We start from the raw sequence: 21,142 nt of genomic DNA, 5'->3' as shown, positions 1-21,142 counted from the left end.
CCGGTCCGGACGTGCCCCATAATCGGCACCCATGACACCAACAACACAGTCTGGGCAGCCGGACCCGCTCACCGCCAAGGGAACGGGCCCGGCGTTTGCCACCATCACCAGTCACTACTTCCCCACGCTCGTCGGACTCTTCGTCGGCGTGATGATGATCAGCAACATCACCGGCACCAAGGGTGTGGTGTTCTTCACCGACCTCCACTTCGACTTCGGGCCGCTGTCCATGGACGGCCTGGTCACCGACGGGGCGTTCTACCTCTTCCCCCTCGCCTACGTGCTGGGCGACGTGATCAGCGAGGTGTACGGCTTCAAGGCGATGCGCCGCACGATCCTCACCGGTTTCGCCGTACTCCTGATCGCTTCCCTGTGCTTCTGGCTCACCGTCCACCTGCCGGCCGCCGACTTCTACGACGGTCAAGAATCCTTCGAGACCGTTGCGGGAGTGGTTCCGCAATTCCTCGCCGCCGGACTCGCCGGATATGTCGTGGGTGAATTCCTCAATTCCTGGGTTCTCGTGAAGATGAAAGAGCGCTCGGGAGAAAAACGTTTGTGGGCCCGGCTTTTCAGTTCCACCGTGGTCGGTGAATTCTTCGACACCCTGGTTTTCTGTTCAATCGCAGCGTCGGCCCTGGGCATCTCGACCTGGTCCGACTTCATCAACTACACCCTCATCGGATTCGTGTGGAAAACCCTGGTCGAGGTGGCCATCATGCCGCTGACGTACCTGGTGGTCGGATGGCTCAAGAGCCGTGAACCCAGCTACCGCACGGCCCTCGCCCAGCAGGGCACAATTCGATAAGAATTCGAGCCGTGTCCATATGTCCTGCTACTCTTGGCTGATACACGGTCCCGAGAGGGGCCGTGTTGCTGTATTTAACGAGAGGGAGTGACGAGCATGACCGACACCGAGGTGACCTGGCTTACCCAGGAGTCCCATGATCGGCTCAAAGAGGAGCTCGACGCCCTCATCGCGAATCGTCCGGTGATTGCCGCCGAGATCAACGAGCGCCGCGAAGAGGGTGACCTCAAGGAGAACGGTGGCTACCACGCCGCCCGCGACGAGCAGGGTCAGCAAGAGGCCCGCATCCGTCAGCTCCAGGAGTTGCTCAACACCGCAAAGGTCGGCGAGACGCCGACGCAGTCCGGGGTGGCACTGCCCGGTTCCGTGGTGAAGGTGTACTACGACGGCGACGAGAACGACACCGAGACCTTCTTGATCGCGACCCGCGAACAGGGTTCGTCCGACGAGAAGCTCGAGGTCTATTCACCGAAGTCGCCACTGGGCGGCGCGTTGATCGACGCCAAGGTCGGCGAGACCCGTAAGTACACCGTGCCCAGCGGGGCCACCATCTCGGTGACCCTGGTGAGCGCGGAGCCGTACCACGCCTGAGCAAGCACTCGAGTGCCCTATCGGGGCGTCCACGACGGACGTCGCCGGTAGGGCATTTTTGTGTGCAGGCCACCGACACCGGCCAGGCCACACAATGTGTCGAACGGCTGCAGTCCGGGTACTCGGGCGCCATGTCTGAAGAAGTCAGCGCCACAGCCCGTCAGATCGCCCACTTCGCGGGAGAGCATCCCGACTACGACGCCATCGCGTTCGACAACGACGGCAAGATCATCGACTGGCAGCAGAACGACACGTGGGCCAACGGTTCCCACGAAGGCGAGCGCATCTACGTCGTCCAGGGCGGCACCACGACGCCACAGGCCGTTCAGGATGTCTTGGACAAGACTGGGGCGCAGCGTGATTCCGCCTCCGATGTGACCACCTGAACGCGTTCGCGCGCCATCTTTTCGCGTGCGCGCCGGCTCCGATCTACCTCACAGGCGCACCCGACGTGACTCCCAGCTTGTCGCTGTTCTCTCGGGTTGGTCCGACGCCGGACCTTACTCGCAGAGGCAGTGATGACGGTTGCTCAGTGGGCCGACAGGCGCTTGCGACGGCTCTTCTTCGCCGGTCCGACCAGTCGGCCGGCTTCGAGATCTTCCCGTAGACGGGCGACGGTCTCGGCCGAGTCCGATTTGTTCGTGCCGATGAAGCCGGAGGGGCCTCGCTTGATCCATCCGGTCACGTACAGGCCGGGGATCGGGCCCGCCGACGCGACAACCCTGCCCTGCTCGTTCGGGATGACTCCGCGCACAGGGTCGAACGGCAAGCCGGGAACTTCCACGCCTCGGTATCCGATGGACGTGAGAACCACTCCGGCGGCGACGGTTTCGACCTGACCGGTCGGCTCGATTCCACCCCTCTGCGAATCGAGCCGATTGATCCCGAATGTGACGCCGTCGAGCATCCCGGCCGCGTCACACTCGAAACGTTCGGGCGATCGGAGGAACGCAAGCCTGATGCTCGGGCCGGTGCGACGGGGACGACCTGCCAGCTCGGCCAGCAGTTGCAGCTTGGCGGCCGCAGTCGGATCAGTTGGCGCGGTTGCGTTCACAGCGTCCAGCGCACCGGGGTCGAGTGTGACGTCGACACCCCCGTCGGCCAGCCCGATCAGTTCGGGGAGGGTGAAGGCGGCGCCATCGGGACCACGGCGCGCGGCGACGACGATCTCTTCGACCTTCGACGAACGCAACGCCTCGAGCGCAGTCCGTGAGATGGATGTCGGAGCCAGCCGCTGCGGGTCGGTCGCGAGGATTCGCGCGACGTCGAGAGCGACGTTGCCGTTCCCGATGATCACCACCCGCCGCGACGAGAGGTCGAATCGACGGTCGGCGAAGTCGGGGTGGCCGTTGTACCAGCCGACGAACTCTGTTGCGCTGGCCACACCGGGCAGATCCGCGCCGGGAACCTGTAACCGTCGGTCGGTGCCGGCTCCGCCGGCATAGATCACGGCGTGGTTGTCGCGCTGCAGTTCGTCCAAGGTGATGTCGCGACCGAGTTCGCTGCCCAGAAGGATGTCGAGCCGATCGTCTCGTGCGATCTCGTCGAAGAGCGCCATCACCTTGCGTGTCGAGAGATGATCGGGCGCAACGCCGTAACGGGCGAGACCGAACGGTTTGTCCAGTCTCTCGTGGATGGTGACGCTCACGTTCGGGTACCGGAGCAGTTCGTCGGCGGCATACATCGCAGACGGGCCTGAGCCGACGATTGCCACGCGCACCGGTTCCCCGCCGGGCGACGCCATCGGCTTGGGCTTCGAGATGGGCGCCAAGGGCAGGCGCAGTCCCGGGTCCACCGGGAATCGGACCGCCGGGGTTGCTGCATCGGAGTAGTGGTCGGCGTTGATGGCCGGATAGCGCTCGTGCGCGGGCTCGATCCGGTTGCCCGGAACAATCGCGCCCACCGGGCAGGCGCTCACGCATGCACCACAATCCACGCAGGTGGCCGGGTCGATGTACAGCATCTCCGACGTGAGGAAATCGGGCTCGTCCGGAGTCGGATGAATGCAGTTGACCGGGCACGCGTAAACGCACGACGCATCGGCGCAACACGCCTGCGTCACCACATGGGGCACTATCAGGCCGCCGTGTACGTCGGTTCGCTGCGATAGCGCGAAGGACGTCCGCCGATGCCGAGCAGTCGCCACAGCACACGCGACACCGGGTTCATCAGGCCACACTGCTCTCCGAGCATCCGGACATCACCGAAGACGTTCCGGAGGAACTGCTTGGAGCTCTCGGACTTCCAGAAGATGTCCTTCATGACCTCGCGCGGGATGTCGAAGTCGCGCTCGAAAGACTTGGGTGGCACGGTGATCGCCCCGCACAGCACCCGCATGACGATCGGCAGCATCAGCGACAGGAGAAAGCGCTGCACCCAGGACTTGCGGGGCACCGTTTCGCGCAGCAGGTGGTGGGCGAAGGAGATGTGCCGGGCTTCCTCGGCGACGTGCAGTTGCATCACGGCCATCATGGTCGGGTGCATCTCGTCGCGATTGCGCAGGAAGTCCTTCTGGATGTGATCGATGGGCTCTTCCCCACCGAGCACACCGAAGTAGAAGATCGTGGGAAAGATGGTGGAGGCCAACGGGACCAGGGGCGAGATCAACCGGTAGCCGAGCTTGGCGCCGGGAACGTCCACCCCGGTGCGGTTGATGAACTCCTGGAACATGAGGGTGTGGTTGCACTCCTCTTTGGCCTCGTGAGTCGTGTAGCGAAACTCTTTGGCTGCGTTGGGGAGTTTGAAGCTGTACTGCATCAGACCACGGATCAGGACGGACTCGAACTGGAGGCCCACCTTGGCAACGTTGGCCTGACGCCACATGCCGATCTTGATCTGCTTGTCGAGCGGCTGTTGCTGATACCAGGGGTGCCTGCCGATCGGGTCGACAACCTTGGACAGCACCCACCGCGGGTCGTTCTCGGTGATCGCCATGTGCGGCGCGTCCCAGTCGATGTCGAGATACGGGTCGAAGTTCCTGTGCACCGAAGCGCTGGACAGGTCGTCGAGGACCTGGCCGTAGTCGTGCCCATCGGTGTCGCGGGTGTGTTCCGGGACGTACTTCAGCGCTTTCGTCAAAACGACTCTCCTGGCCTGTGCAACGTGTTCTAGACGAACGCTAAGGGGTACGCCCTAGCTTGTCAACGCCCGTTGTCATAAATCAACCACGATTGGCACACCCCACAATGTCATCTGGCTGCTCGACCCGCGCTGAACAGGAACTTTCCGCTCGCGACGCGCATCGGTTGCCGGCGACACGAACTCTTCAGCGCATGTACTCATGAGGCAGCTTCGCGCTGCCCGGAACGAGGTATTCGTCGGCGGAGATCATGCGTAGCCACTCGGTGGTCAGTCCCCGATACATATCCTCCGCAATGTTCCAGCCCGCCACCTGCACGCCCGGGGTGACCAGCCCGAGGACCGCGCCCGCAATGGCCGATGGGGCGCTGCCCTCGGCATGCCACACACCCGCGGCCAGTGGTCGAGGCTCGATGATCAGCTCTTCGTCGACGACGGCCGCCACACCTCCGAGTCTGCGCACGTTGTCGATGACGCCGGTGACGTCGGCTTCGGTGACGCCCCTCAGGCGGCTCACCCCCGTTGTTCGCGTCGCCAGCACAGCGAGCAACGGGATGAGATCCGCGACTTCGTGCACCGCCGCGTCGACAGGACCGAGCACCCCGCTGGTCGATCGCGAGGTGACCGTGAGACCGGCATCCGATGTCACCACGTAACCATCCATCTCGGCGAAGACGTCGCAGATGGGGTCACCGAATCCGCGTTGCCGCGGCCAGTTGCGGATGAGGACAGTGCCGCCGGAGATCAGCCCGGCCGCCGCGAACCCGGCCGCGACCGTGGGATCGACACGGCCCGAGGGCCCTTCCGGAGCGACGACACGTGCCCGCACCGGACTAGAAGTTGACGGCGTCGGCCACGCTGTCCTACTCCCACTCACGGCTTCATCGCCTCCACCGGGTAGTGGTAGCTCTCCTTGACGGTGTCGAGGTGAACCCAGCTGTCGAGCCTGAGCACGGGTCTCAGCGCACGCAGCCGGTCGAGAACGCTGACGATGTCGGCCAGCGAATCCGCGTGCACGGTGGCGAGCAGGTCGTAACGCCCCAAAGTGGCAGCCAGGAAACGGATCTCGGGCATCTCCGACAGCAGGTCGCCACCGGTGGAGGCGGGGCCCCGCAACGAGATACCCACCCCGACATCGAATTCCGTATCGCGGCCCGACCTCGCGATCGCGCCGATCCGTACGACTCCTTCGTCGATCATGCGCAGCACCCGTGTCCTGGCGGTGCCCGTCGACACCCCGACCCGCTCGCCCAGGGTGGTGTACGACAGTCTGCCGTCCATCTGCAACTGCATCAGAAGCCGCGAATCGACCCGGTCGATCTCGACAGCGTCAGCTCGCGTCGGGCGCAGCACGTCGACCACCAACTCTGTGTAGAAGAGTGTCTCCGTGGAACGAACCCCGTCCACCGAGCGCACCCGATCGAGCACAGTCGCGAGATCACCATCGCTGTAGGCACGGGCTTCGGCGATGAGCGGAAAGGCACCCGAGGCCAGACTCACAAAAGGCACCTCCGGCATGGCAGCGATGGCCTCGGCCACTCGGCGCACGGGCCGGTCCACCGAGATCGAGATGTGGGCAAGCGATTTGATCCCGATGGTCAGCGGATGCACGAGACCGACCACGCTGACGAATCCCCCATCGAGCAGATGGCTCAGGCGCCTGGCGGTGGTGGTTCTGGACAGGCCCAGCTGGTCGGCGAGCTCGTGTGTGGAAACCCTGCCATCGCGACGAAGAGCCTCCACGATGCGCATGTCGACCTCGGGCATCGGGCCCGATCGACTCTGCTCACGAGAACTTAACAATTGACCGGTCCGATCGTCGGCGGGACGTTTTTGCAGGTGAGTGCCCAATCGGTGGATCTTTGTTTACAAAATGCACACATAGTTGGGTTTTCCTTCAATTGATTCCGGTTTGACTGCAGATTTCGCCTTGCTGACCTATGCCGGCGATCCTACGGTGAGACCCGACAGTTCCGCACCATCGCCGGTGCTCACGAATCAACACCCTGAGGATCCCCACATGCGAAGAGTTCTAGCGACTACGGCCGCAGTTCTGCTGGCCACCACCATCGCCGCCTGCGGTGGCGGTGCGGAAAGCACCGAGGCGTCCGGCAAAGCGCCTGCGGGACTCCTCAAGAGCGGCGAGCTGACGGTGTGCACCGACCCCGAGTACCCGCCGATGGAGTACTTCAAGGACGGTGACACCTCCAGTCCCGTCGGCTTCGATCCCGACGCGGCGCGGGCACTCGCGGATCTCTGGGAACTCGACATCAAGTGGCAGAACACGGCTTTCGACGGACTGATGCCAGCCCTGCAGGCAAAACGGTGCGACATCCTCTGGGCCGCGCTCTACATGAGTCCCGAGCGACTCGAAGTCGCCGACGGCTCACCCTTCATGGAGACCGGCCCCGGATTGATCGTGCGCACGGACACGAGCGACATCACCACAGCCGATGATCTCTCGGGCAAGACGGTCGCGGTTCAGGGCGGCGGGTCGAACGAACAGACCCTGCGTGATCTGTCGAGCCGATTCGAATCCGAGGGCAAGCCGGGAATAACGGTGCAGCCCTACCCCAAGACATCGGAAACTGTTGCTGCTTTGTCCAATTCGAAGGCCGACGCACTCATCGAGACCGATGTTGCCGTCGTCGACATGGTCGAGAAGTCCCAGGGCAAGCTGAAATCCATCCCCGATGTGTTCCCCGCCGACACCCAGTTCGGCGTCTTCACGCTCAAGGGTTCGCCGCTGAGCCCAGCGGTCAGCACCAGCCTCAAAGAGCTCGACGCCAACGGCACACTCGGCAAGCTCGCCGAGCAGTACGGTCTTGATCCCAACCGAATCGTCACCTGACCGCGATGGTCTTCGAGTGGAGCGTCTTCACCGACGCCTTGACGTCCGGGACATTCTTCCGCGGCGCGCTGCTGTCGCTCGGCCTGGCGATCAGCGCGATGATCGCAGCCACCGTGATCGGGTTCCTGGTTGCCCTTCTGCGCATCGCCAAAAATCCCGCTCCCCGTGCTGCAGGTTGGGTCTACGTCTGGTTCTTCCGGGCCATACCCACCTTGCTGGTGCTGCTGCTCATCTGGAACGCCGGACCACAGCTGTTCCCCGGGCTTCGTGAGAACTGGTTCACCCCCTTCCTGGCGGCCTTCATCGGGTTCGCGGTGGTGGAGGCCGCATACATGGCCGAGATCCTGCGGTCGGCGCTGCTCAGCGTCGACGACGGCCAGCACATCGCGGCGCGGGCACTGGGCCTTCCGCCACACAAGGTGTTGTTCAAAGTGGTTCTCCCTCAGGCCATCAAGGTTGCGATTCCGCCCAGCGGCAACGAGTTCATCGCCATGCTGAAGTACACGTCACTGGCATCGGTCATCTCACTGCGAGAATTGCTGACCACCGCGCAAGCCGAGGTGTCTGTGACCTTCCGCTACGCCGAGTACTACTCGGCCGCCCTGGTGTACTACCTCGTGATCGTCAGTGTGGCCATGGTCATCCAGTACTTCATCGAGGCTCGGTACCGATGGATCTCCAAAGGTCACAACACATCCGGCATCACCCCCACCGTGCAGAAGGTACCGGCATGAGCAGCCCAGTCCTGCAGGCGATCAACCTGCACCGTTCCTACGGCCAGACCGAAGTGCTCAAGGGAGTCGACCTGACGGTGAACAAGGGTGAGGTCAAAGCCCTGCTGGGCCCGTCGGGTTCGGGCAAGTCCACGATCTTGCGCTTGATGGCTCTGCTCGAGACACCGGACCAGGGTGAGATCCTGCTACACGGCAAACAACTGGGTGTGTCCGTCGGATCAACCGGTGCGACGCGGCCCCTGCGGGAGACCCAGCTGGCCCGTCAGCGCCGCGACATCGGCATGGTGTTCCAGCGGTTCAACCTGTTCGCACATCTCGATGTGCTCCACAACGTCACCCTGGCGCTCACCGAGGTCGGCGGGATACGACGGACCGAGGCCAAAGAGCAGGCCACCGCCATGCTCGAACGGGTCGGTATGGCACACCGGCTCAAGCACTTTCCGAGTGAACTGTCCGGTGGTCAGCAGCAACGGGTGGCAATCGCCCGTGCACTGGTGATGAACCCGTCGGTGATGCTGTTCGACGAACCGACGTCGGCTCTCGATCCAGAACTGGTGGGAGAGGTGCTCGAGGTGATGGAACAGCTCGCCGAACAGGGAATGACCATGGTGGTGGTCACCCACGAGACGCGATTCGCCCGTCGCGTCGCCGACGAGGTCGCCCTCTTCGACGACGGGATGATCGTCGAAGCCGGACCGCCGGGGCCGTTCTTCGACGACCCGCAACACCAACGGACGCAACAATTCCTTTCGCACTTGCGCTGAACGTCTGCGCTGATCCTGGAGCATCGATGCCCGACAACGGACCGCTCGCGGTCTACACCGACACCGACGACCTCGACCCCGACATCGGGTGTCAACTTCTGAGAGACAACGGCTTTCAGGTCGAAGTACTGCAGACACGGGACCCCGACGTCATCGCCCGCGACGCCGCCGGGGCCACCGCTCTACTCGTCGGCTACGCACCGATCGACCGAGACCTGTTGCTGCGACTGCCGAACCTGAAGATCGTCGCGTTGCTCTCGCGTGGACACGACAACGTCGACGTGGACGCCGCAGCCGAGCTGGGCATCTGGGTGTGCACGGTGGGTGACGTCGCAGCCGAGGAGGTGGCCACCCATGCCTGGACCCTCACACTTGCACTGATCCGCCGGCTCCCCTTCTTCGCCGGGTTCCCCACCACACGCGGCTGGCTGGACCGTCCCACCCCTCTGCCGCGGCGATTGTCCGAGATGACGGTCGGCGTACTGGGCCTGGGCAGCACTGGTCGTAGATATGCCGCCCTGGCGGCACCGACGGTGCGCGAGGTGCTGGGCTTCGACATCCGCACCGACCGTCCGGAACCGGCCGCAGGCAATTTATTGGTAGGCATCGACGGCGCGCGGGTGACAGACCTCGACACCGTTCTGAGCCGATCCGACGTCATCTCCTTGCACCTCCCGCTGACCGACGACACCCGGGAGTTCCTCGGGGACAACGCATTTACCAGGATGCGTCAGGGAGTCCATCTGATCAACGTCGCGCGCGGAACACTCATCGATTCGGCGGCGCTGCGTCGTGCTCTCGACACCGGGCGCGTCACGGCGGCCGCACTCGACGTCTTCGACACCGAGCCCCCTGATCCCGCCGATCCCCTCATCGGGCACCCGAATGTGCTCTCGACCCCTCACGTCGCGTACCTGTCGGATGCCACGACGCGTGGGTACATCGTCGCTCAGGCGCAGAACGTGGTGCAGTGGATGACAACCGGCACACCCGTGCTGACCGTCAACGACCCCGTGGTGCCGGTGCCATGAGCACGGAACTCGCTGTCTTCCAGTCACTGTGGGCCATGGAGGACCTACCCAGCACCGCAGATCAGTGGTCGCTTCCGGAGCAGATCCATCTCATCGCCGCCGCGGGTTTCAACGGCGTTGCGGTGGATCTCGGGGCACGGCGGGCGCCTGCTGCCGCTGAGCTCGCCCCACTCATCCAGGGGTCAGACCTGAACGCCGCCGTCTTCGCTTTTGTTCACACCATCGACGATCTGCGTGCGGCGATCGACTACGCCCACCAGGTCGGCGCCGGCCAGATGGTCGTGTGCGCGCAGATCTACGGGTTCGATCCCGAAGCCCTCGCCGGCACCGTGGCGAGGTGGTACGAGCTGTGCCGTGACGAGCAGATCGACATGCAGTTGGAGACACACCGCAACACCGTCACCAACGACATCCGATTCAGCGAGCTGCTCCTGCGTCACCTGGACCCACGCATCGAGCTTGCCGGGGATCTCTCACATTATGTGTGCGCCAACGAGATGCCCGACGAACCCACGCGTGAATACGAAGACCTGGTGACCGCCATCCTGGACCGTTGCGGATCACTTCAGGGCAGGATCGCCACCCGCGCGCAGGTCCAGATCCCCCTCGGCACCCCAGCGGGTGAGCGTTGGGAGCAACGGTTCCGTGGATGGTGGGAACAGGGCTTCCGATCCATTCGGGCGCGGAGTTCCCCAGGCCGGCAGATCATGTTCTGCACCGAGCTCGGTACGCGTCCCTACGCGATCACCGACGCCGCAGGAGCCGAACTGTCGGACCGGTGGACCGAGGCCCTGATCCTCAAGAGCTGGGCCCACGAGGCATTCGCCGCCTCGGCGATCGAACCCTCCTCTCCCCCGGCCACCTCGCCGATCACCGTTCCATCACCTCACGGGAGTCATTGATGACCACACACAGCCCGAACCCGGTCACCGCCACCGGCAACCAGGTTTTGCCGGGCCCACTGTCCTCGGACACCACCGGACACGCGCTCATCCCGGCGCGCGCCTACAGCGGTCCGGCCGAATACGCACTCGAGCAGGAGCGAATTTTCTCGTCCGGCTGGGTGTGGGCCGGTTATGCGCACTGGGTCGACGAACCAGGGATGGTGCATCCGGTGGACATCGGCGGCAAGCCCCTTCTGATCATCCGCGGTGACGACGACCAGATCCGGGTGTTCCACAACTCCTGCAGACACCGTGGCATGGCCATGACCGACGAGCCGGTGAAGGTTCGCAAGCGGATTCAGTGCGCGTACCACTGCTGGTCCTACAACCTCGACGGAAGTCTGCACGCCACACCGTATTTCACCCGGGAGCGCACGCGCGCGGTACCCGACGGTGCCGAGCACCTGGGTCTGCTGCCTGTCGCCGGCCAGGTGTGGGCGGGCATGGTCTTCGTCAATCTGGCACTCGAGAGCGCCGAGGCCGGCGGAACGGACCAGATCGAGGCCGATTTCGCCGCCATGCTCGCACCGATCCTGGCGCGATGGGACCACGTCGACTTCAACCGCATCCACTTGGCCGAGGAGCGCCGGTTCGACATCGCCGTGAACTGGAAACTGGTGGTGGAGAACTTCCTCGACTTCTACCACCTGCCGTTCATCCACCCGCAGGTCGGGCCGGTCAGTGCGTCGTTGGACGTGGACGATGTCCGTTTGGCCGACCACATCCTCGGGGGCTGCTACCCGCATGGCGCAGCCGGTAAGGCCGCCAAGACCGACGAGGCGCTGCCATTCCTCGGCGACGTCCCCCCTGCTCGAACCGAGAGCCAGGACATCTTCTGTGTGTTCCCGAACGCCCTGCTGTTCTTGGAAGCGGATTGGTTCCAAGTGATCGGATTCGACGCCGCCGGCCCGGAACGAACCGTCGAGCACATGGCCGTGTTCGTCGACGAGACGGCGACGGGCGAGCGGTTCAGCACCGAGCGAAAGCGATTGACGGACATATTGTTCGAGGTCAATGAGCAGGACATGCCCATCCTGCACAAGCTGCAGAGCGGTCGCAGATCTCCCGCGGCGGACCGCACCAATCTGGTCACACACTGGGATCAGATCACCGCGATGTTCCAGAAGCTGGTGTCCACAAAGGTCGGCTACTGATGCCGGATCTCACGACCATTCCGGCCGAGGAACTCGAACTACGCAGACAACTGGCCGCTGTGTACCGGTTGATCGCACATTTCCGGATGACCGATCTGATCTTCACACACATCTCGGTTCGACTGCCCGGTCCGGACGAGCATTTCCTCATCAACCCCTATGGGCTGCTGTTCGAGGAGATCACCGCATCGAATCTGGTCCGCATCGATGTGGACGGTGAGTTGACCGAACCCGTTGGTCCGCCGGTCAATCCGGCCGGGTTTGTCATCCACAGTGCCATTCACCGGAGCCGGCCAGACGCGCACTGTGTACTTCACACCCATACGGTGGCGGGTTGCGCCGTGGCGGCCTCGGCAACCGGCCTCCTCGGCCTGAACCAGATCTCGATGGAGTTCCACAACCGCGTCGGCTACCACGACTACGAGGGCGTCGCTCTCAACCTCGACGAACAAGACCGGCTGGTTCGAGACATCGGCAACCATCCAGCGCTGATCTTGCGAAACCATGGTCTGCTCACCGTGGGTTCCACACCCGCGCAAGCTTTTCTGAGGATGTACTACCTCAACAAGGCCTGCGAGATACAGGTCGCCGCCACCCGGGCTGGAGAGGTCATCGTCCCGGACGAGGCGATCCGTGAACACACCGCACGTCAACTGAACGCCGAAGACACCGGCGACGATCTCACCGACGACATCGGCATCGACCTCGCCTGGTCCGCCATGGTGCGGTTGGTCGAGCGCATTGCACCTGACTACAAGGACTGAGGAAAAGCAGTGACGTTGAACTCGATTCAAGGCCCTATCGATGCAAGTCTGGTACCCCGCTACACCGAACCCGGCACCTTCGCCCGCCTGCCGCGTCTCGATGATGTCCGGTCGGCCGCCGTCAAGATCGTGGGCGTCCCGTTCGACACCGGAGTCAGCTACCGCCCCGGTGCACGTTTCGGCCCCGGTCACATCCGCGCGTCGTCAAAGCTGTTGCGGCCCTACAACCCCGCCATGGACATCTCGCCGTTCGCCGTGCACCAGGTTGCCGACGCAGGCGACATCGCGGTCAATGCTTTCGACATCGTCGAAGCCCTCGACACTGTCGACCGTGCCGTGACGCACCTCGGATCGGACGGGGCGCGGCTGCTGACGCTGGGCGGTGACCACACCCTGGCACTTCCGCTGCTGCGGGCGCTGCATCGTGAGCGCGGAAAGCTGGCGGTGCTCCACTTCGACGCCCATCTGGACACCTGGGACACCTATTTCGGCGCGCCGTACACACACGGCACCCCGTTCCGGCGGGCCAGCGAAGAAGGTCTCATCGACATGGAACGGTCGATGCACGTCGGTATCCGGGGGCCGCTGTACAGCGCGCAAGATCTCGAAGCAGATGGCGTGCTCGGCTTTCAGCTGATCCGCTCCGACGACTATCAATTCGACACGGTTCGCAGCATCATCGAGCGCATCCATCGCCGCGTCGCCGGAGGCCCGGTGTACGTGTCCGTGGACATCGACGTGCTCGACCCCGCGCACGCACCGGGTACGGGTACTCCGGAAGCGGGCGGCATGACGTCGCGCGAATTGCTGAACACATTGCGCGGGCTGTCCGGGCTCGACATCGTCGGCGCCGACATCGTCGAGGTGGCGCCGGCGTATGACCACGCCGAGATCACCGGTATCGCCGCCGCGCATGTGGCGTACGAACTGTTGTCGGTGATGGCGGCCGACGCGCAACCGTCGACGAGCTGAGAGGGACTGGGGTGCAGTCTATTTGCTGCCTCGACCCCAGTTCAGGCCCCAGCGGAAATGCTTGTCCATCTTGTCTCCGCCGGAGAAGTACTCGACCGCTCGCGTGATGGTCACTCCTTGAGCGCCGACTTCGATGAGCGCGATGGATGCGGTACGGAGGTTGTTCTTGGCCGAGTCCATGCGGACCTCGATGGGGGGTCCGAACTGCGACTCCACGGTCACCACGCCATCGACTGCGGCCCAGTTCGGGCTCCCCGCGTAGATGTCGGCGAACACCAGGATGCGCCGGAACACAGAAGGATTGGCGAGGTTGACAAACATGTTCTCACCGCCCGCCGAATTACCGGATCGGTCATCGGAGTCCAGTTGGATGAATGGCCTGCTGTCGAGGGAGCCGAAGACACGGTCGAGCGCACCGATCCCGCCGCGGGAGCCGTCGGCCAGTTCATAGAGACAGCGCAGGTCGAGGTCGACGCCCTTCTTGCGCTTGCCGAACAGCCCTCCTGACGACTCCCCCTGCGCCCAGTTCAGGTTGATCCGGATCGTGCCGCCGGATGCTCCGGGCTTCGCGAGGTTCACCGACGGCGCCTGCTTGGTGAGCGCGATCTTGCTGAGGTTCACCGCCGACGCGGCCGCTGGTGCCGGTGTCGCGGGAGGCACCGGCGCAGGGGTCGTCGGTGGCTGCGAAGGCTTGGAACGTTTGGTGTAGTCGATGGCCATGGGTTGAGCCTAGGGAAATTCGGACACCCGCGCGTGCGGTCAGGTGAACGAGTACCCGGATTCGGTGAGCGCCGCGCGTACGCGTGCCTGGTGTTCGGGCCCCTTGGTCTCCAGACTCACGGTGACTTCCACCTCGCCGAGTCTCAGCTCGCCGCTGACGCGGGAGTGGATGACGTCGACCACGCTCACCCCGATGTCACGCAGCAGCTCCAGCAGGGCGACCAGGCCGCCGGGACGATCCGGAACGGTTGCGGTGATCGTCAGGTATCGACCGGCCGCCCGCAAGCCGTGGGTGGTGACCTGGGTCAATAGGAGCGGGTCGATGTTGCCGCCCGAGAGGACCACGCACACCTGCCCGTCGAGCCGCAGGTCGGGAATGCTGGTGATGGCAGCGACCGCTGTGGCGCCTGCCGGTTCGACCACCAGCTTGGCGCGTTCGAGTACCAGGACGAGCGCCTGGGAGATCGCCTCTTCGCTGACCGTGACCACCTCGTCGACGAGTTCGGACACGTGGGCGAACGGCACCACTCCGGGTTTGGCCACCGCGATGCCGTCGGCCATCGTGTTCATCGACGTCGCCTTGACCGGGCCGCCGCGGGCCAGCGAATCCGGCCACGCCGCAGCGGCCGCTGCCTGCACCCCGATGACCCGGATGGCGCGGTTGTGCAGCTTGATCGCGGCTGCGACGCCGGCGAGCAGACCCCCACCACCCAGCGGAACCAGCACTGTTCCCACATCAGGCATCTGTTCGAGCACCTCGATGCCGACGGTGGCCTGCCCGGCCACGATGTCCGGATGATCGAACGGGTGGATCAGCACGGCCCCCGTCTCGTCGGCGAAAGCAATTGCGGCGTCCAGACTTTCGTCGACCGTGGCACCGTGCATCATGACGTCTGCGCCGTACGCCCTGGTGGCCGCCACCTTCGGAAGTGAGGCACCGGTGGGCATGAAGACCGTCGACGAGATCCCCAGCGTGCCCGCCGACCAGGCCACACCTTGGGCATGATTGCCGGCACTGGCCGCGACCACACCTCGTGCCCGCTGCTGCTCGTCGAGTCCGGCAATCCGCAGATAAGCACCCCGGGGTTTGAATGATCCGGTGCGCTGCAGGTTTTCGCATTTCAACCAGACGTCGTGACCACAACGTTCGGACAGCGCCCGCGACGCGACCACCGGAGTCCGGCGCATCACCGGTGCCAGCAGTTGCACCGCCCGGTCGATGTGGGCCAGGTCCACCAGCGGCTGTGCACTCACCATCTAGTAATCATGCTCTAACTTTGCGCGCTGGCGCGCGCGAGGGCGTGCGGCCGTCCTCGCGTCGTCTTTCTGCAATTCGGCGCGCTGGCGCGCGCGTGGCGCGCGGCCGTTCTCGCGTCGTCTTCCCTCGTCTTCGCATCGCTTCGCTCGCTCATCCTCAGTCCAGACAACGCGGGCCGCACGCCGGTGCTCGCTTCGCTTCGCTCGCTCATCCTCAGTCCAGACGACGCGAGCCGCACGCCGGAATTCGCATCGCTTCGCTCGCTGAGCCGAGGTGAACGAGTGAAGCGATGTTCAACCTATGAGTGGCCCCGCGTGCTCTGGACAGAGGAGCGAGGGAGCGCAGCGACTGAGTCGACGAAGGAAGAGCATGCGACCTGGGAGCCACTCACCCGCGAGCGAAGCGAGCCAGACCAACACAGCGAGCAGATCAGCCCAAAGCGTTCTCGAGATCCCCGATCAAGTCACCGATGTCTTCGATCCCGACCGACAGGCGGACGAGGTCGGCGGGGACCTCGAGCAGTGAGCCGGCGGTGGAGGCGTGGGTCATCGCGGCGGGGTGTTCGATGAGGGATTCGATGCCGCCGAGTGATTCGGCGAGGGTGAACACCTCGGTGCGGTCGCAGAACTGTTGTGCTGCTTCCGATCCGCCGGAGACGCGCACCGAGATCATGCCGCCGAATCGGGTCATCTGCTTGGCGGCGGCCTTGTGTCCGGGGTGGTTGGGAAGGCCCGGGTACAGCACCGAGTCGATCTTGGGATGGGAGCTGAGGAACTCCACGAGCTTTTCGGCGTTGTCGCTGTGCCGATCCATCCGGACGCCGAGTGTTTTGATGCCCCGCATGGTGAGGTAGGCGTCGAACGGTCCCGGAACTGCTCCGGCGCCGTTCTGCAGGAACGCGATGTCGACGTCGAGCTGTTCCTCGTCGGTGACCAGTGCGCCACCCACCACGTCGGAGTGCCCGCCCATGTATTTGGTGGTCGAGTGCAGCACCACGTCGGCGCCGAGTGTCAACGGCCGCTGGAGGTAGGGCGACGCGAAGGTGTTGTCCACCACCAGTTTTGTCTTCGCTTCGTGTGCCACTGCCGCGAGCGCCTCGATGTCACCGATGTTCAGCAACGGGTTGGTGGGGGTCTCGACCCAGACGAGTTTGGTGTTGGGTCGGATCGCGGCACGCACGGCGTCGACGTCGGTGACCGGCGCGACCGAGTACTCGATGCCCCATTGGCTGAACACCTTGTCGATCAACCGGAACGTGCCGCCGTAGGCGTCGTTGGGGATCACCAGGTGGTCGCCGGGACGCAGCGTCGCACGCAGGAGGGCATCGGTGGCGGCCATGCCCGAGGCGAAGGCCCGGCCGAAGCTGCCCTCTTCCAGGGCCGCGATGTTGGCCTCGAGTGCCTGACGGGTTGGGTTGCCCGTACGCGCGTATTCGAAGCCGCCGCGCATGCCTCCCACGCCGTCCTGGGCGAAGGTCGAACTGGCATAGATGGGTACGTTGACCGCACCTGTCGCCGGGTCGGGTTCGTAACCGGCGTGGATCGCCTTGGTGGAGAATCCTTGCCAGTTGTGCGAGTCGGTCTTGCTGCGCTGCTCACTCATGACATCCAGGGTAGAGCCCGGCCCGCCCGGCCTGCAGTTCGGCCGATGCGAACCGGTTTCCGCCCTGGGGTGACCTGGTCGGCTAGCCGATCGAGCTGACAAAGGCCAGCAGGTCGTGCCGGGTGATGACGCCGATCGGTTTGCCGTCTTCGACGACCATCAGGGCATCGGTGTCGCTGAGCGCTTTTGTGGCCGCCGACACCGGTTCGCCCGAGCCGATCAGGGGGAACGGCTCACCCATGTGAGCGCTGACCGGATCGGCGAGGTTTGCCCGGCCCTCGAACACGGCGCTGAGGAGCTCGCGTTCACTGACAGCGCCGGCGACCTCACCGGCCATGATCGGTGGCTCGGCCCCGACGACGGGCATCTGCGACACCTCGTACTCGCGCAGGATCTCGATGGCGTCACGCAGCGTCTCGGACGGGTGGGTGTGCACCAGGTCGGGCAGTGCTCCCGACTTGCCGCGCAGCACGTCGCCGACCAGCGGTTCTTTCTTCGCGTTGCCGTCGAGCGGGGTGCGCAGGAAGCCGTAGCTGCTCATCCACTTGTCGTTGAAGATCTTGCCCATGTAGCCACGTCCACCGTCGGGCAGCAGTACCACCACAAGCGCGTCCGGGCCCTCACGTTCGGCGACCTGCAGTGCGGCGACGACCGCCATGCCGCAGGAGCCACCGACGAGCAGTCCCTCTTCGCGGGCGAGCCGCCGGGTCATCTCGAACGAGTCCGCATCGGAGACCGCGATGATCTCGTCGGGGATCGCGGGGTCGTAGGCGGTGGGCCAGAAGTCCTCACCGACACCTTCGACGAGGTACGGACGACCGGTGCCGCCCGAGTACACCGATCCTTCGGGGTCGGCGCCGATGATCTTGACCTTGCCGCCGGACACCTCTTTGAGGTAGCGGCCGGTGCCGGTGATGGTTCCGCCGGTGCCCACGCCTGCGACGAAATGGGTGATCTTGCCGTCGGTGTCGTTCCAGATCTCGGGGCCGGTGGTCTCGTAGTGGCTCTCGGGTCCTGCCGGATTGGCGTACTGGTTGGGTTTCCACGCGCCTTCGATCTCCCTGGTGAGGCGGTCGGAGACGTTGTAGTAGCTGTCGGGGTGCTCGGGCGGAACCGCAGTCGGGCACACCACGACCTCGGCCCCGTAGGCACGCAACACGTTCCGCTTGTCTTCGCCGACCTTGTCGGGGCACACGAATACGCAGTGGTAGCCCCGCTGCTGGGCGACCAGGGCGAGCCCCACGCCGGTGTTGCCGGAGGTCGGCTCCACGATGGTGCCTCCGGGCTTCAACTCGCCCGACGCCTCGGCGGCGTCGATCATCTTGACGGCGATGCGGTCTTTGGAGCTACCGCCTGGGTTGAGGTACTCGATCTTGGCGGCGACCAGGCCAGATCCCGGTTGGACAACCGAGTTCAGCCGGACCAGAGGTGTGTTCCCGATCAGATCGACGACGTGACTTGCGATGCGCATGACTCCATGGTCCCAGACGCGTTCGATTATGTTGGAGCTGTGTCCGGATCAAGGCAGCGGATGATTCGCGACCTCGCAGCAACCGCGGCCGCCACGGCGGGTACGGCAGGTGCCGGGTGGGGTGCGTGGACCTTCCTCAACGGCCAGGCGCGAGCAGCGCGCACAGTCATCCCGCACCGCACCGACAACGCGCCCAACGGCGACGGTATCTATGGCCCCGACGGTGTCGGACCGATCCGTTTCCGGCGGAGCGAACCGTTTGATCTACACCTGATGATCTTCGGCGACTCTACGGCGGCCGGTCTCGGCGCCGAGGTCGCCGACGAGACACCCGGCGTCCAGTTGACGCGAATGCTCGCCGACGAGACGGGCCGGCGTATCCGGTTGAGTACCAAGGCGATCGTCGGTGCGACGTCGCGTGGGCTGTCCGGTCAGGTGGACGCCATGCTCATCGCCGGCCCCCCGCCCGACGTCGCGGTGATCTTCATCGGGGCCAACGACGTGACCAGCACCAGCGGGATCCGCGCCTCTGCGAAACGGCTGGGTTCCGCGGTGCGGCGGCTGCGCGATGCGGGCGCGCATGTGGTGGTCGGCACATGTCCCGACCTCGGTGTGGTCGCGATGATCCCGCAACCGTTGCGCACGGTGATCCGCCAGTGGGGCCTGCGTCTGGCCGCGGCGCAGTCCGTCGAGACCGCCGCCGCCGGCGGCAAGCCGGTGCCCCTCGCCGATCTTCTTGCCCGCGAGTTCTTGGCCGCGCCCGATCGGATGCTGTCAGCCGACAACTATCACCCATCGGCAGCGGGATACGAGCTGGCCGCGCGCACTCTGCTGCCCGCCGTCCTCGCGGCCGTCGGCGAATGGGGCAGCGGGCCGCTACCGGACCCACCCGAGGTCTCCGCGATCGCGGAGGACAACCGGTGGAGCCGCCGGATGCGCGAGTACGTGGAACGCGCTGCCCGGCATCGTTGATCACAGCGAGCGGTCAGGTCCCGGCATGCGTGTTCTCCAGCTGGCGTAACGTTCGATCAGAAACCCTTAAACACTTGCGTGTTCAACTTGATTCGACAGGGAGTCCATATGCCAGAAGCAGTCATCGTCGCCACCGCCCGTTCACCGATCGGGCGCGCGAACAAGGGGTCACTGAAAGATCTGCGGCCCGACGAGATGGCCCGCCAGATGATCGAAGCCGTGCTGAACAAGGTGCCATCGCTCGACCGCGCAGACATCGATGATCTGCACTTGGGCAGCGGACAGCCCGCAGGGCAGGCCGGCTTCAACATCGCCCGTTCCGTTGCCGTGCAACTCGGCCTCGACCACGTTCCCGGTGTCACGGTGAACCGCTACTGCTCGTCGTCGCTGCAGACCACCCGCATGGCATTCCACGCCATCAAGGCGGGCGAGGGCGACGTGTTCATCTCCGGCGGTGTGGAGAGCGTGTCGAGCTTCGCCACCGGCAGCGCCGATGGCTGGCCCGACACCAAGAACCCGTTGTTCGCCGAAGCGATGGAACGCACCGACAAGGCCACCGCCGGTGGCGCGGGCACATGGAGTGATCCGCGTGAGCAAGGCCTGATCCCCGACGTCTACATCCCGATGGGCCAGACAGCCGAGAACGTCGCCACCTTCACGGGCATCTCCCGCGAAGACCAGGATCACTGGGGCGTGCGCAGCCAGAACCGTGCCGAGGAAGCCATCAAGTCGGGCTTCTTCGAACGCGAGATCGAGCCGCTCACCCTCGCCGACGGCACCAAGGTGACCACCGACGACGGCCCCCGCGCCGGAACCACGTACGAGAAGATCAGTCAGCTCAAGCCGGTTTTCCGTCCCGACGGCACCATCACGGCCGGTAACGCGTGCCCGCTCAACGACGGCGCCGCGGCGCTGGTGGTCATGAGCGACACCAAGGCCAAGGAACTCGGCCTCACCCCGCTGGCCCGCATCGTCTCCACCGCGGCCACGGGCCTCTCCCCCGAGATCATGGGCCTGGGACCGATCGAGGCCGTGCGCAAGGCGCTGAAGTACGCCGGACTGGGCATCGGCGACATCGACCTGTTCGAGATCAACGAAGCCTTCGCGGTCCAGGTGCTCGGCTCGGCCAACGAGCTCGGCATCGACCACGACAAGCTGAACGTCTCGGGCGGCGCGATCGCCCTCGGCCACCCGTTCGGCATGACCGGTGCCCGCATCACCGCGACGCTGCTCAACAACCTCAGCACACAGGACAAGAGCCTGGGTGTGGAGACCATGTGCGTCGGCGGCGGACAGGGCATGGCAATGGTGCTCGAACGCCTCAGCTGATCACTCAGCAGGACACGAAAGAGCCCCGCGACCGGTGGTCGCGGGGCTCTTTTGTGGTTCTGGTCGCCGAAGCGCTGTCGAACTAGTCCGAGTTGAAGTAGC

The 21,142-nt window shown here is 64.9% G+C and carries 21 protein-coding genes; 13 read left to right on the top strand and 8 right to left on the bottom strand.

Annotated features, from left to right (window positions below; all coding sequences use genetic code 11):
* Window positions 1–31: 31 nt before the first annotated feature.
* The 3 genes from WIMU1_RS20265 to WIMU1_RS20255 all read left to right on the top strand — a co-directional run bounded on the left by WIMU1_RS20265 (window position 32) and on the right by WIMU1_RS20255 (window position 1,782).
* Entirely contained in the window at window positions 32–805 is a 774-nt protein-coding gene (locus tag WIMU1_RS20265) for a queuosine precursor transporter (protein WP_062799926.1), read from the top strand.
* A gap of 96 nt (window positions 806–901) precedes the next feature.
* Window positions 902–1,396 carry a transcription elongation factor GreA gene (gene greA, locus WIMU1_RS20260; protein ID WP_030170928.1) on the top strand — a complete coding sequence of 165 codons (495 nt, stop codon included), beginning with the start codon at window positions 902–904 and terminating at the stop codon, window positions 1,394–1,396.
* Between the two features lie 131 nt (window positions 1,397–1,527).
* Entirely contained in the window at window positions 1,528–1,782 is a 255-nt protein-coding gene (locus WIMU1_RS20255) for a hypothetical protein (protein WP_084248462.1), read from the top strand.
* A gap of 143 nt (window positions 1,783–1,925) precedes the next feature.
* Here the strand turns inward: WIMU1_RS20255 and WIMU1_RS20250 are convergent, their stop codons facing one another.
* From WIMU1_RS20250 to WIMU1_RS20235, 4 genes are all read right to left on the bottom strand, one after another.
* A complete protein-coding gene (locus tag WIMU1_RS20250) occupies window positions 1,926–3,470 on the bottom strand; it encodes a 4Fe-4S binding protein (RefSeq protein ID WP_062799924.1) in 1,545 nt (514 codons plus the stop codon).
* 2 nt (window positions 3,471–3,472) lie between these two features.
* Entirely contained in the window at window positions 3,473–4,474 is a 1,002-nt protein-coding gene (locus tag WIMU1_RS20245; protein ID WP_023963041.1) for an AurF N-oxygenase family protein, read from the bottom strand.
* Window positions 4,475–4,661: 187 nt separating this feature from the next.
* Window positions 4,662–5,303, bottom strand: coding sequence for a carboxyvinyltransferase (locus WIMU1_RS20240; protein WP_062799922.1), 642 nt, complete (start codon window positions 5,301–5,303; stop codon window positions 4,662–4,664).
* A gap of 44 nt (window positions 5,304–5,347) precedes the next feature.
* The gene (locus WIMU1_RS20235; RefSeq protein ID WP_023963039.1) at window positions 5,348–6,241 is read right to left on the bottom strand and encodes an Lrp/AsnC family transcriptional regulator; all 894 of its coding nucleotides are present in this window, start codon (window positions 6,239–6,241) and stop codon (window positions 5,348–5,350) included.
* Between the two features lie 253 nt (window positions 6,242–6,494).
* On the opposite strand from WIMU1_RS20235, the gene WIMU1_RS20230 reads away from it, so the two are divergent.
* From WIMU1_RS20230 to speB, 8 genes are read left to right on the top strand one after another with little or no spacing between them, the layout of a single operon-like run.
* The gene (locus tag WIMU1_RS20230; protein WP_033335516.1) at window positions 6,495–7,325 is read left to right on the top strand and encodes an ABC transporter substrate-binding protein; all 831 of its coding nucleotides are present in this window, start codon (window positions 6,495–6,497) and stop codon (window positions 7,323–7,325) included.
* 5 nt (window positions 7,326–7,330) lie between these two features.
* Window positions 7,331–8,059: an amino acid ABC transporter permease gene (locus WIMU1_RS20225; RefSeq protein WP_030170909.1), complete on the top strand. Its 729-nt coding sequence runs from the start codon at window positions 7,331–7,333 to the stop codon at window positions 8,057–8,059.
* Window positions 8,056–8,823, top strand: a complete 768-nt coding sequence (locus tag WIMU1_RS20220) for an amino acid ABC transporter ATP-binding protein (protein ID WP_062799920.1) — start codon at window positions 8,056–8,058, stop codon at window positions 8,821–8,823. The genes WIMU1_RS20225 and WIMU1_RS20220 overlap by 4 nt, the downstream gene beginning before the upstream one ends.
* 26 nt (window positions 8,824–8,849) lie before the next feature.
* A complete protein-coding gene (locus WIMU1_RS20215; protein WP_062799919.1) occupies window positions 8,850–9,854 on the top strand; it encodes a C-terminal binding protein in 1,005 nt (334 codons plus the stop codon).
* Window positions 9,851–10,756, top strand: coding sequence for a sugar phosphate isomerase/epimerase family protein (locus WIMU1_RS20210; protein WP_062799917.1), 906 nt, complete (start codon window positions 9,851–9,853; stop codon window positions 10,754–10,756). The genes WIMU1_RS20215 and WIMU1_RS20210 overlap by 4 nt, the downstream gene beginning before the upstream one ends.
* Window positions 10,756–11,952 carry an aromatic ring-hydroxylating oxygenase subunit alpha gene (locus WIMU1_RS20205; protein WP_062799915.1) on the top strand — a complete coding sequence of 399 codons (1,197 nt, stop codon included), beginning with the start codon at window positions 10,756–10,758 and terminating at the stop codon, window positions 11,950–11,952. The genes WIMU1_RS20210 and WIMU1_RS20205 overlap by 1 nt, the downstream gene beginning before the upstream one ends.
* Entirely contained in the window at window positions 11,952–12,716 is a 765-nt protein-coding gene (locus tag WIMU1_RS20200; protein WP_062799913.1) for a class II aldolase/adducin family protein, read from the top strand. The genes WIMU1_RS20205 and WIMU1_RS20200 overlap by 1 nt, the downstream gene beginning before the upstream one ends.
* Before the next feature lie 9 nt (window positions 12,717–12,725).
* Window positions 12,726–13,688, top strand: a complete 963-nt coding sequence (gene speB, locus WIMU1_RS20195; RefSeq protein ID WP_062799912.1) for an agmatinase — start codon at window positions 12,726–12,728, stop codon at window positions 13,686–13,688.
* 18 nt (window positions 13,689–13,706) lie between these two features.
* Here the strand turns inward: speB and WIMU1_RS20190 are convergent, their stop codons facing one another.
* From WIMU1_RS20190 to WIMU1_RS20175, 4 genes are all read right to left on the bottom strand, one after another.
* Window positions 13,707–14,408 carry a Tellurium resistance gene (locus WIMU1_RS20190; RefSeq protein WP_062799910.1) on the bottom strand — a complete coding sequence of 234 codons (702 nt, stop codon included), beginning with the start codon at window positions 14,406–14,408 and terminating at the stop codon, window positions 13,707–13,709.
* 39 nt (window positions 14,409–14,447) lie between these two features.
* Window positions 14,448–15,665: a threonine ammonia-lyase gene (gene ilvA / locus WIMU1_RS20185; RefSeq protein ID WP_062799908.1), complete on the bottom strand. Its 1,218-nt coding sequence runs from the start codon at window positions 15,663–15,665 to the stop codon at window positions 14,448–14,450.
* Window positions 15,666–16,095: 430 nt separating this feature from the next.
* Window positions 16,096–17,268, bottom strand: coding sequence for a cystathionine gamma-synthase (locus WIMU1_RS20180; protein WP_062799907.1), 1,173 nt, complete (start codon window positions 17,266–17,268; stop codon window positions 16,096–16,098).
* 82 nt (window positions 17,269–17,350) lie between these two features.
* Complete coding sequence (locus WIMU1_RS20175; protein WP_062799905.1) at window positions 17,351–18,739, bottom strand: cystathionine beta-synthase; 1,389 nt, start codon at window positions 18,737–18,739, stop codon at window positions 17,351–17,353.
* Between the two features lie 60 nt (window positions 18,740–18,799).
* Here WIMU1_RS20175 and WIMU1_RS20170 point away from each other — a divergent pair, with 60 nt between their 5' ends.
* Window positions 18,800–19,711, top strand: coding sequence for an SGNH/GDSL hydrolase family protein (locus WIMU1_RS20170; RefSeq protein WP_062800263.1), 912 nt, complete (start codon window positions 18,800–18,802; stop codon window positions 19,709–19,711).
* Between the two features lie 108 nt (window positions 19,712–19,819).
* The gene (locus WIMU1_RS20165) at window positions 19,820–21,040 is read left to right on the top strand and encodes an acetyl-CoA C-acetyltransferase (protein WP_062800261.1); all 1,221 of its coding nucleotides are present in this window, start codon (window positions 19,820–19,822) and stop codon (window positions 21,038–21,040) included.
* The last annotated feature ends 102 nt before the right edge of the window (window positions 21,041–21,142 follow it).

The organism is Williamsia muralis NBRC 105860 (assembly GCF_001598915.1).
Classification (GTDB): domain Bacteria; phylum Actinomycetota; class Actinomycetes; order Mycobacteriales; family Mycobacteriaceae; genus Williamsia; species Williamsia muralis.
Note: the sequence above shows the minus strand (reverse complement) of the source record. Positions and strands in the feature narration are given on the sequence as shown.

Bases quoted from the DNA above. Each gene is read 5' to 3' on its own strand.
- WIMU1_RS20265 (WP_062799926.1), top strand. From the start codon at position 32: ATGACACCAACAACACAGTCTGGGCAGCCGGACCCGCTCACCGCCAAG.
- greA (WP_030170928.1), top strand. From the start codon at position 902: ATGACCGACACCGAGGTGACCTGGCTTACCCAGGAGTCCCATGATCGG.
- WIMU1_RS20255 (WP_084248462.1), top strand. From the start codon at position 1,528: ATGTCTGAAGAAGTCAGCGCCACAGCCCGTCAGATCGCCCACTTCGCG.
- WIMU1_RS20235 (WP_023963039.1), bottom strand. From the start codon at position 6,241: ATGCCCGAGGTCGACATGCGCATCGTGGAGGCTCTTCGTCGCGATGGC.
- WIMU1_RS20230 (WP_033335516.1), top strand. From the start codon at position 6,495: ATGCGAAGAGTTCTAGCGACTACGGCCGCAGTTCTGCTGGCCACCACC.
- WIMU1_RS20225 (WP_030170909.1), top strand. From the start codon at position 7,331: ATGGTCTTCGAGTGGAGCGTCTTCACCGACGCCTTGACGTCCGGGACA.
- WIMU1_RS20220 (WP_062799920.1), top strand. From the start codon at position 8,056: ATGAGCAGCCCAGTCCTGCAGGCGATCAACCTGCACCGTTCCTACGGC.
- WIMU1_RS20215 (WP_062799919.1), top strand. From the start codon at position 8,850: ATGCCCGACAACGGACCGCTCGCGGTCTACACCGACACCGACGACCTC.
- WIMU1_RS20210 (WP_062799917.1), top strand. From the start codon at position 9,851: ATGAGCACGGAACTCGCTGTCTTCCAGTCACTGTGGGCCATGGAGGAC.
- WIMU1_RS20205 (WP_062799915.1), top strand. From the start codon at position 10,756: ATGACCACACACAGCCCGAACCCGGTCACCGCCACCGGCAACCAGGTT.
- WIMU1_RS20200 (WP_062799913.1), top strand. From the start codon at position 11,952: ATGCCGGATCTCACGACCATTCCGGCCGAGGAACTCGAACTACGCAGA.
- WIMU1_RS20190 (WP_062799910.1), bottom strand. From the start codon at position 14,408: ATGGCCATCGACTACACCAAACGTTCCAAGCCTTCGCAGCCACCGACG.
- ilvA (WP_062799908.1), bottom strand. From the start codon at position 15,665: ATGGTGAGTGCACAGCCGCTGGTGGACCTGGCCCACATCGACCGGGCG.
- WIMU1_RS20180 (WP_062799907.1), bottom strand. From the start codon at position 17,268: ATGAGTGAGCAGCGCAGCAAGACCGACTCGCACAACTGGCAAGGATTC.
- WIMU1_RS20175 (WP_062799905.1), bottom strand. From the start codon at position 18,739: ATGCGCATCGCAAGTCACGTCGTCGATCTGATCGGGAACACACCTCTG.
- WIMU1_RS20170 (WP_062800263.1), top strand. From the start codon at position 18,800: ATGATTCGCGACCTCGCAGCAACCGCGGCCGCCACGGCGGGTACGGCA.
- WIMU1_RS20165 (WP_062800261.1), top strand. From the start codon at position 19,820: ATGCCAGAAGCAGTCATCGTCGCCACCGCCCGTTCACCGATCGGGCGC.